Source organism: Sphingopyxis sp., from assembly GCF_036402335.1.
In the GTDB taxonomy this organism is placed as follows: domain Bacteria; phylum Pseudomonadota; class Alphaproteobacteria; order Sphingomonadales; family Sphingomonadaceae; genus Sphingopyxis.
Window position 1 is genome coordinate 1 of record NZ_DASWTD010000581.1, and the last position, 9,665, is coordinate 9,665.

Sequence of the window (9,665 nt, forward strand, 5' to 3'; positions counted from 1 at the left end):
GAACATCGGGCTGGGCGGCGTCGTCGAGCACCAAGCCCTGGACCGTCGTGCAGGCAGTATTGTCGTTGGTGAAGGTCGCCGAGAATTTCTTCTTGTCGTTCGTGTACCGGACGCCGAAGGTGAAATCGAGCTTGTCGGTGATGTGGAAGATATTGTGCGTGAACAGCGCCCAATTCTTGCCATTCTGGCGGTAGACGTCGTTGATGCTTCCTTTGTCGCTGATCCCGTCGAGTGCGGTCAGCGCGGAAACGATGTCCGGGCCCGAAGCGCCGTTCGCGGCCGCAAGGGCGGCAAGCCCGGGCACGCCGGGTGCGGCGAACGGCACGACGCATCCGGGGCTGGTCGGCGAATACAGGCCCGCGAGCGGGGTGCCGGTGATGAGGCGGCATGCCGCGAAACGGCCGTAATCTTCACCGAAGCGCAGATTATCGCGCACGCGCAGCTTTTCATTCGCGTAGAAACCGCCGACGAGCCAGTCGAGCTTGCCATCGAACGCTTCGCCCTGAAGGCGCAGTTCCTGCGTGAAGGTGTGGAACTGGCGATAGGCGTCGTCGTCGTCCGCGCGATAGAGGATGTCGACCGCGCCATAATCGACGTCACCCGCCTGGCTCGACCGATATTCGCGGTACGCGGTGATCGAGGTCAGCGTCGCGCCGCCGAAATCATAGTCGATCTGGCCCGAGAAACCATAATCCTTGGTTTTGCCAGCAAAGCTGCGGCCCGGGGTGACCGAAATATCGCGGCTATAGCCCTGATTGAACGCGCCGAGCGGCTGGCCGAGATCGGCGAGCACGCGGATGATGTTGTTCGTCGTCGGCGTCGGCGTGCCCGTGGGGCTCGGCGTGTTCAGGTCGCCGATATAGGGATTGACCGCCGGGCCGACATAGGTCGCCGCGCAGCATTCTTCGTCGCGATAGGTATAGTCGGCGATCAGGCGGACCGACAGCGCGTCGGTCGGCTCGAACAGCAATTGCCCGCGCAGGAAATAGCGGTCGCGGTTGTTGATGTCGCGATCATTGTTCATGTCGTTGTAGAAACCGTCGCGCTTGACCCAGACACCGTCGAGGCGTGCGGCCAGCGTTTCGCCGATCGGGCCGGTGACGCTGCCGCCGAGGCGCCAGTAATCATAATTGCCATAGGTGACTTCGCCGGTGGCGCCGAATTCGAAGCTCGGCTTTTTCGAATAGATGCTGATCAGGCCCGCCGACGAGTTGCGGCCGCCGAGCGTGCCCTGCGGGCCGCGCTGGACTTCGATGCGGTCGATCTCGCCGAGTTCGTTGAGGCCGATGCCCGAACGCGAGCGATAGACGCCGTCGATGAAGACAGGGACCGAGCTTTCGAGGCCGGGGTTGTCGCCGACGGTCCCGATGCCGCGGATACGCGCCGAGCCGTTGGCTTCCGAGCCGGTCGACGAAACGAGGAGCGACGGGGCGACCTGGTTCAGTTGGCGAATGTCGTTCGCGCCGCTGTTCTGCAGCGTTTCGGCGCTGACCGCTGAAATCGCGACCGGAACGTCGGAGAGCAGCTGCGACCGGCCCTGCGCGGTGACAATGATCGGGGTGTTATCGCTGTCGTCGGTCGCGGTGTCGGCCGGGGCGTCAGCCGCGGTGTTCTGGGCAAAGGCCGGAGCGGCGATCGCGGCCATGGCGATCGAGACGCCGAGCGCACTGGTACGCAGAAAACGGGCAGCACGAAGGGAAGATGATTTCATATCGGGCACTCCTCTCAACATTTATTTATTTTTGTTGCCGGCGGAGCATAACTCAATTGCGCGGCCAATCCAGCGGGAGGCCCGTATTTGCGTCGTTTTTGAAAATGTGATGCTTTTTGGCCACAGGCGGAAAAGCGCCTGTTCGACGGGGCTTAGGCCTTGGCAGCCCGGGCGGCGCGGGTTGCCGTAGCGTCATCGCGGATCGGGCTGCGACAGGGAAAGCAGAGCCGCCGTCCGCGCGCGACGAGCATCGCCTGATAGGCGCCGGCAAAATTTTCGGCGATTACTGGGTCATCGGCAGCAAGCCCGCCGGTCAAGCTGCCGAAAGCGGGCAGAATCAAACGTTTGTCGTCGCACGCGAAACAGGGGCGCGAAACCGGGCGCCCGCGGATGTTCAGGCGCAGCTTGGGATGAAAGTGCCCGGAGATTTCGGGCCGCGTCTCGGAACCCAGGCTCTGGTGCCGGAAAACGATGCCGTCGACGAGAAGTTCGTCGGCGACCTCGCCTCCCCACGCGCCGCCCGACAGGCCGTCGTGGTTGCCGGCGATCCACAGCAGCTTTGCCGATGTCGCCTGCCCGCGCAATCGCGCGGCGACCGCGGGAGCGATGCGCTCGGCGGCTCGGCGGTCGTGGAAACAGTCACCAAGGCACCAGATCGCGCGTGCACCCGTTTCGGTAGCCAGCGCCGCGAGCCGGTCGAGCGTGTCATGACTGTCATACGGCGGCAAGGGCTGGCCGAGCGCGGCGAACCAGCTTGCCTTTTCGAGATGCAGGTCGGCGACGATCAGCGCGCCGTGCCGTGGCCAGAACAGCGCGCGGTCGGTGAGCATCCGGAATTGCTGGCCTGCAAAGACAAAGTTCGGCGTAGGGGACATGGCGCCGCTATGCAGGTGCGCCGGCCTATGGGCAAGCGGCCATCCCGTCCTTTGTCCCGCGTCTTTGACAGCCTGGCCGGCGTTCGGGGCAGGCCTCGCCGCGCTGCGGGTCAAACGGGATGATGGCTACACGCCCCGGTTCGCATAGTTTGCGGCGAAGCGCTGTCCGGTCTGACGCTGCGCGGCGTCGGGCAGGTCGAAGACGACGCGCTTGTTCGGGAAATCGATCTCGACGCGGTCGAACAGCGACAGACTGTCCATGCCGATGAGCAGCGCGGGGCGTTCGACCAGACCCAGCGCCCGGAAAGCCTGGCTGTCGGCAAAGCTGACCGGCAGGTCGTTGACGTCCATTCCGTTGATGACGATCCGTTTGATCGCGGTGCGCGTCGCCGGCACCGCTTCGCCCGTCACCGCACCCAGCACGGTCGGGGTGAAGGGCAAGCGGTTCTGGCGGCTTTTTGCGACCATTTCCTGCAGGGCCAGATTGCCGACGCTGGTTTGGGCGCCCGTATCCACAATGACGTCGACCCGCCTTCCGTCGAGCCGCGCATCGGACAGGATCAGTCGCCCCGCCATGTTGCGGGCGGTAACGACGATCGCGTCATCGTCGCGAATGAGCGGGCGCGCGCGCTTCCGCGTTTCGAGGATTGACATGCTTTCCTTGCGGAAATCGATGAGGATGCGGCGATTTTCGAGCATGTCGACGCCGATCAGGCCGGCGGCACCGATATGGCGGCCGGAAAAAGCGGGCGCATCGACCGACGCCATATGCAGGTCGGACATTTGCAGCGCGGCGACGCGAAAGCTGGGCACCATCGTCGACCCGCCGATCGTCGCGAGCCGCAGTTTCGCGCCCTCGACCAGCCCCAGTCGCTCGGCGAGTTCGCGTGCGATCACCGTCCGCTCGGCGCCGGTGTCGACGAGGAAGGAGAAGGGACCCTTGCCCCCGACCATCACCTTTACCGACATGCGCCGTGTCGCGTCGAGGTCGAAGGGCTGGATGAACGGCGTGACCGTCACCGGCGGGGTGAGCACCTCGCTGGCGGGGGGAGGCGCGGCGGCGGGCGTCGCGGGCGGATGATCGGGCGCCGGCGTCGCGCCGAGCAGCGCGGGGGCGGCGAGCAGCAGCGCCAATGGGACGGACCGCCTAGTGGCTTGGGTCATCGCTGGCATCCTCTTCCTCTTTGCTTCCAATTCTACGCCTCTCGGGGGTTCGCCGCAAGCGGCATGCCGGTGAACGTCTCAATCGTGCGGCCCGGCGTACATTGCCTCTGCGGCAAGGCTGTCGGCGAGTTCGCCGAGCAGCGCGTCGTCGAGATCGGCCGCCGCGACATTTTCGCGCCCGATCAGCACGAGCACGGGAATCGCGAGCGGGCTGATCCGGTCGAGTTTCTTGTGCAGCATCGTCCCCGCCGCTCGGTCAAGGAGGTCGCCGAGCCGCGCGACATCGGTCAGCCGCTCGCGCGCGTCGGCCCAGGCGGCTTCGAGCAGCAGATGGTCGGGCTCGTATTTCCTGAGCACGTCGAAGATCAGGTCGGTCGAAAAGGTCACCTGCTTGCCTGTCTTGCGTTTGCCCGGATGCTGGCGCTCGATGAGCCCGCCGATAATCGCGACCTCGCGGAAAGCGCGTTTCAGGAGGTGTGACCGTTCGACCCATTCGACGAACTCTTCGGACAGGATCTCGGCATCGAACAGATTCTGCGGGTGCATCACGGGCCGCAGCGACCAGATCGCGATCGCATAGTCCGAGGCGACGAAACCCAAGGGCTGTAGCCCGGCGCGTTCCATCCGCTTGGTGATCAGCATGCCGAGCGACTGGTGCGCGTTCCATCCCTCGAACGGGTAACAGACGAGATAGTGGTTCCCCTCGTGCGGGAATGTCTCGACGAGCAGCTCGCCGGGGCGGGGCAGCGCCGAGCGCAGCGCCTGCATCTCGAGCCAGAAGCGGACATCTTCGGGAAAGCGCTGCCAGCTCGCCGGATTGGCAAGGAAGGTCCGCACCCGGTCGGCGAGCCGCGTCGAGATCGCAAGCCGCGCGCCCATATAGCTCGGAATCCGGGCAGGGCGCGTCGTTGCGCGGACGATCAGGTCGGTATCGCGGATCGCCTCGACCTCGAGGCTGAGCCCGGCGAAGGCGAAGGTGTCGCCGGGGGTCAGCGTGCTCGCGAAATATTCCTCGACCTTGCCGAGCCGCCGCCCGTTCCTGAAGCGTACGTCGGCCATCGGCGCCTCGACGATGATCCCGGCGTTGAGCCGGTGCTGCGCGGCGAGGCGCGGATGCGCGATCCGCCAGCGCCCCTGCCCGTCGGGCGCGAGGCGGCGAAACCGGTCGTAGCTTTTGAGCGCGTAGCCGCCGTCGCGCACGAAACCAAGCAGCCGCGCGAAGATGCCGGCGTCGATCCAGCGGTAGGACGCGGCGGTGCGGATTTCGGCGAGCAGCTCGACTTCGTTGAACGGCGCCGCGCAGGCGAGAGCCATCACATGCTGCGCGAGCACGTCGAGCGCGCCGGGGCGAAAACGGTCGGCGTCGCGTTCGCCCGCCTCGACCGCGTCGAGTGCGGCGCGCGCCTCCAGATATTCGAAACGGTTGCCCGGTACGATCAGCGCCTTGCTCGGCTCGTCGAGCCGGTGGTTCGCGCGGCCGATGCGCTGGAGCAGCCGCGACGATCCCTTGGGCGCTCCCATCTGGATCACGCAATCGACGTCGCCCCAGTCGAGCCCGAGATCGAGGCTCGCCGTCGCGACGAGCGCGCGCAGCCGCCCTTCGGCCATTGCGGTTTCGGCGCGCTGACGCGCTTCGCGGTCGAGGCTGCCGTGGTGGATCGCGATCGGCAGGCTGCGGTCGTTGACTTTCCAAAGCTCCTGAAAGATCAGCTCGGCAAGGCCGCGCGTGTTGCAGAAGATGATCGTGGTGCGGTTCTTCGCAATCTCTTCCATCACCTGATGCACTGCATAGCGTCCCGAATGTCCAGCCCACGGCACGGCACCCTCGGGCAGCAATATCCCGATATCGGGCTCGGCGCCGGGTTCGCCCTCGACCAGCGTCACGGCCTCCGCGCCGGCATCGGGCGCGAGCCAGCCCGCATATTGCGCCGGATCGGCGATCGTGGCCGACAGTCCGACGCGGCGGAGGCCGGGAGCGATCTGTTGCAGCCGCGCCATCGCAAGCGACAGCAAATCGCCGCGCTTGCCCGGCGCAAAGGCGTGGATCTCGTCAATCACGACGGTCTTCAACTCGGCGAACATCGTGAAGCTGTCGGGGTACGACAGCAGCAGCGACAGCGATTCCGGCGTCGTCAGCAATATGTTCGGCGGCCGGCTGCGTTGGCGTGCCTTCTTGTCCGAACTGGTGTCACCGCTGCGGCTCTCGACGCTGATATCGAGGTCCATTTCGGCGATCGGACCGAGGAGGTTGCGTTCGACGTCGGCGGCGAGCGCCTTCAGCGGCGAGACATACAGGGTATGCAGCCGGTCGGTCGGATGCCGGTACAGGTCGACCAGCGTTGGCAGGAACCCTGACAATGTCTTGCCCGCGCCCGTTGCTGCGACAAGCAGCGCATGCTCGCCGCGCGCGCCTGCGCCGAGCATATCGGCCTGATGTCGCCGCAGCCGCCATCCGCGCGCGGTGAACCAGTCGGCAAAGGGGGCGGGGAGAGGCATGGCATGAACTTGGGGCGAGTGAGGGATGCACGCAATGCTTCTCTCATCGACAGCAATCGACCGGGAGTTGCCGATAGGGATGTGCACCCCGGCGAAAGCCGGGGCCCGGAATTCTAACGCGAACTTGGCGTGTTGCCGCATGGGCCCCGGCCTTCGTCGGGGTGCACAAAAGGGCAACTCGCCACCCAAAACGACGCCCGCCGTAATCGTATATAAAATCTGATCTTGCCCTCGCCCCCCCTTGCCGCGAGAACGGCTTCCTTTTTGAGGGATCTGAATCGATGCGTCGTCGCACACTCCTTGCCGCCGTCCCTGCCGCTGCGCTGTTGCCCACGCTGGGCTCCGCGCAGGACGGCAAACCGAAAGCAGCGCCCAAAACGGGTGGCGCGGGCGCACTGCCGCCGGTGTGGGAGCCGGGAGCCGACCGGTTCGTGCGCCCCGACGTTCAGGGCGGCGACCGGCCGGTAGGTGCGAGCTTCGCGTCGCGCACTGCGGCCTATGGGCTGAGCGGCGCGGCGGGGACCGCGCATCCGCTCGCGACGCAGGCGGGGATCGACATCCTGAAGCGCGGCGGGTCGGCGGTCGACGCGGCGATCGCGATCAACGCGTGCCTCGGGCTGCTCGAACCGACCGCGAACGGCATCGGCGGCGACGTTTATGCGATGATCTGGGACCCGAAGACGAAGAAGCTCGCGGGGCTTGCCGGGTCGGGGAAGAGCCCGCGCGGGCTCGACCTCGCGACGGTGCGCAGCCGCGCCAAGGGCGGAACCTTGCCCGCCTATGGCGCGATCAGCGTGTCGGTGCCGGGCGCGGTCGACGGATGGTGGGCGATGCACCAGCGCTACGGCAAACTGCCGTGGAAGGAGCTGTTCGAGCCCGTCATCGCGCATGCCGAGGCGGGCGCGCCGGTGCCCGACATGATCGCTTATTATATCCGCCGCGCGCTCGCCAATTTCCGCCAGCCGGGGCGCGGGATCGAGGAAATCGACAATGCGATGCGCACCTGGGGCGTCAACGACGGCAAGGGGCCGAATGCGGGGCAGGTGTTCCGCAATCCCGACCTCGCGCGCACCTTCCGCCTGATCGCCGAGGGCGGCCGCGACGCCTTTTACACCGGCGAGATCGCGCGCACGATCGACAGTTATTTCAAGCGGATCGGCGGCTGGCTGCGCTATGAGGATCTCGCCGCGCACAAGAGCGAATGGATCGAGCCGCACAAGACCGGCTATCGCGGCACTGACGTCTATGCGCTCGGCGCGAATACGCAGGGCATCGCGACCTTGCAGATGCTCAACATCCTCGAAAATTTTGACCTCAGGGGCGGGGGCTTCCAGTCGGCGCTGTCGATCCATTTGCAGGCCGAAGCCAAGCGCCTCGCCTATGAGGACCGTGCGCGCTATTACGCCGATCCGCACTTCGCCAAGGTGCCGGTCGAGTGGCTGGTCTCGAAGGATTATGCCGCCGAACGCGCCAAGCTGATCCGCCCCGACCGCCTGCTGTCGCCGGTGCATCCGGGGCAGGCGCCGAGCCGCGGCGACACCACCTATTTCAGCTGCGCCGACAAGGACGGCATGATGGTGTCGATGATCCAGTCGAACTTCCGCGGCATGGGGTCGGGGCTGGTCGCCGACGGGCTCGGTTTCATGTTCCAGGACCGCGGGCAATTGTTCAGCCTTCAGGACGGCCATCCCAACATCTATGCGCCGGGCAAGCGGCCGTTCCAGACGATCATCCCGGGCTTTGCCGCACGCGGCGACGTGCCGTGGATGAGCTTCGGCGTGATGGGCGGTGACATGCAGCCGCAGGGGCAGGCGCAGATCGTCGTGGGCCGCGTCGATTACGGGCTGGAGATCCAGGCCGCGGGCGATTCCCCACGCTGGCATCATGAGGGCTCATCCGAAACGATGGGCGAGGATTCGCCCGACGACGGCATCAACGGCGTATTGCGGCTGGAGACCGGCGTGCCCGAGGCGACGCGGCGGCAGCTCGCCGACATCGGCTGGACATTGGGCGAATCCGACGGCGGCTTCGGGCGCTACCAATGCGTCGAACACCGCATGGACGGCGACACGCGCGTTTATGCGGCGGCGAGCGAAATGCGCGCCGACGGGTGTGCGCTGGCCTATTGAGCCGGGCGCCGAGTTCGGGGAACGGCGGTTCCCGGCGCCGCGTTGTTTCCCGGGGCGACACAGGAAGGAGACTGCCATGAGCGAACTGACCGTCTGGACCTATGACTGGGTTCCCGAAGGGCCACGCGGTTTCGTGCGCGACCTTCGGCTACGGTGGGCATGCGAGGAAGCGGGGCTCGATTATGCCGTCGGGACGGTTGCGTTCGATGGCCGCGAGACCAACCACCTCGCGCAGCAACCCTTCGGGCAGGTGCCGTTCCTGACCGACGGCCGCCTCGAGATGTTCGAAAGCTGCGCGGGGCTGCTGCATCTGGCCCGGAAAAGCGAAACCCTGATGCCGCGTGATCCGGTGGAGGAAACCGAAACGGTGCAGTGGACGATCGCCGCTATCAACTCGATCGAGATCGTCACCCTGCCATGGTGGTTCCTGAAGGTAACCGGCGGCGGTGATGATAATCTGACCGGTTGGGTGGGCAAGCGTCTCGACCAGATGGAACGTGTCCTGGCCGAACAGGAATGGCTCGCTGCCGACCGCTTCACCGTCGCGGACCTGTTGATGGCCGACGTCCTGCGGGTTCCCCTGATCCGCTCGTTCGGCGACCGGCCGGCAAGCGAGGCCTATGTCGCGCGCGTCACCGATCGTCCCGCCTTCGCAAAGGCCCGCGCCGACCAGATGGCGCATTTCGAGGCGGCGGACCGGCGGCGTTGACCGATGCACGGGTGCCCGCCGCCCCGGATTGCCTGCTAATATTCGACGATGATCCGGATCTTGTCGGGGCTGACACCGACGGCGCGAGCGATCTGTTCGCGGCTGCGGTCGATCTGCTCCTGCATTCCCTGAATTCCTTCAGGCGCTGCGTCGTCGAGCAGCGCCGCCGTCTGCACGCCCAATATGGCGGCGAGCTTTGCCATCCGGCCACGCTTGGGGCGCGCCCGGCCCTTTTCCCAGCTCGAGACCGATGGCGCGCCGACGCCCATGCGTTCGGCGACCTCGGCTTGGTTGAGCCCCGCATTCGTTCGGAGCCGCTGCAGGCGGACGCCGAAGGCTTCGTCGATCACCGGAGCCGCGCGATCCTCGTCGACGCCGGGAGCCGGGGGGATGGCGTTCGCCGGTTCGGGCGTCGGGGCGACGGCGCTTTTGAGTTCCACCGCGCTCAGCGTTGCCGGCGATACCGGGCCCTCGAACCGGCATCCGAAAAGCCGTCCGCTCGTCCAGATGACGACCGCCGTTATATCGCCGGCGTGTGGAAGCTCGATTTCGATCCGGTCGCCGGCCGCCAGTTTGACGTC

The 9,665-nt window shown here is 66.3% G+C and carries 7 protein-coding genes; 2 read left to right on the forward strand and 5 right to left on the reverse strand.

Translation table 11 applies throughout. The annotated features are described in order from the left end of the window. The 4 genes from VGD20_RS18830 to VGD20_RS18845 all read right to left on the reverse strand — a co-directional run. Positions 1 to 1,711, reverse strand: a 1,711-nt coding sequence (locus VGD20_RS18830) for a TonB-dependent receptor (RefSeq protein ID WP_331135910.1), incomplete at its 3' end; no start/stop codon positions are given. A gap of 152 nt (positions 1,712 to 1,863) precedes the next feature. Further along, positions 1,864 to 2,586, reverse strand: a complete 723-nt coding sequence (pdeM, locus tag VGD20_RS18835; protein ID WP_331135911.1) for a ligase-associated DNA damage response endonuclease PdeM — start codon at positions 2,584 to 2,586, stop codon at positions 1,864 to 1,866. 126 nt (positions 2,587 to 2,712) lie between these two features. Next, positions 2,713 to 3,750, reverse strand: coding sequence for an aspartyl protease family protein (locus VGD20_RS18840; protein ID WP_331135912.1), 1,038 nt, complete (start codon positions 3,748 to 3,750; stop codon positions 2,713 to 2,715). Positions 3,751 to 3,828: 78 nt separating this feature from the next. Continuing rightward, on the reverse strand, positions 3,829 to 6,246 hold the full coding sequence (locus VGD20_RS18845; protein ID WP_331135913.1) for a ligase-associated DNA damage response DEXH box helicase: 2,418 nt from the start codon (positions 6,244 to 6,246) through the stop codon (positions 3,829 to 3,831). 281 nt (positions 6,247 to 6,527) lie between these two features. On the opposite strand from VGD20_RS18845, the gene VGD20_RS18850 reads away from it, so the two are divergent. Both VGD20_RS18850 and VGD20_RS18855 read left to right on the forward strand, forming a co-directional pair. Further along, positions 6,528 to 8,375 carry a gamma-glutamyltransferase family protein gene (locus VGD20_RS18850; RefSeq protein WP_331135914.1) on the forward strand — a complete coding sequence of 616 codons (1,848 nt, stop codon included), beginning with the start codon at positions 6,528 to 6,530 and terminating at the stop codon, positions 8,373 to 8,375. 76 nt (positions 8,376 to 8,451) lie between these two features. Beyond that, positions 8,452 to 9,084 carry a glutathione S-transferase family protein gene (locus tag VGD20_RS18855; RefSeq protein WP_331135915.1) on the forward strand — a complete coding sequence of 211 codons (633 nt, stop codon included), beginning with the start codon at positions 8,452 to 8,454 and terminating at the stop codon, positions 9,082 to 9,084. 35 nt (positions 9,085 to 9,119) lie between these two features. Here VGD20_RS18855 and VGD20_RS18860 read toward each other — a convergent pair. Then, positions 9,120 to 9,665 (reverse strand): helix-turn-helix transcriptional regulator (locus VGD20_RS18860; RefSeq protein ID WP_331135916.1); only part of this gene is annotated, 546 nt, incomplete at its 5' end.

Coding starts and splice junctions, on each gene's coding strand:
- pdeM (WP_331135911.1), bottom strand. CDS start 2,586: ATGTCCCCTACGCCGAACTTTGTCTTTGCAGGCCAGCAATTCCGGATG.
- VGD20_RS18840 (WP_331135912.1), bottom strand. CDS start 3,750: ATGACCCAAGCCACTAGGCGGTCCGTCCCATTGGCGCTGCTGCTCGCC.
- VGD20_RS18845 (WP_331135913.1), bottom strand. CDS start 6,246: ATGCCTCTCCCCGCCCCCTTTGCCGACTGGTTCACCGCGCGCGGATGG.
- VGD20_RS18850 (WP_331135914.1), top strand. CDS start 6,528: ATGCGTCGTCGCACACTCCTTGCCGCCGTCCCTGCCGCTGCGCTGTTG.
- VGD20_RS18855 (WP_331135915.1), top strand. CDS start 8,452: ATGAGCGAACTGACCGTCTGGACCTATGACTGGGTTCCCGAAGGGCCA.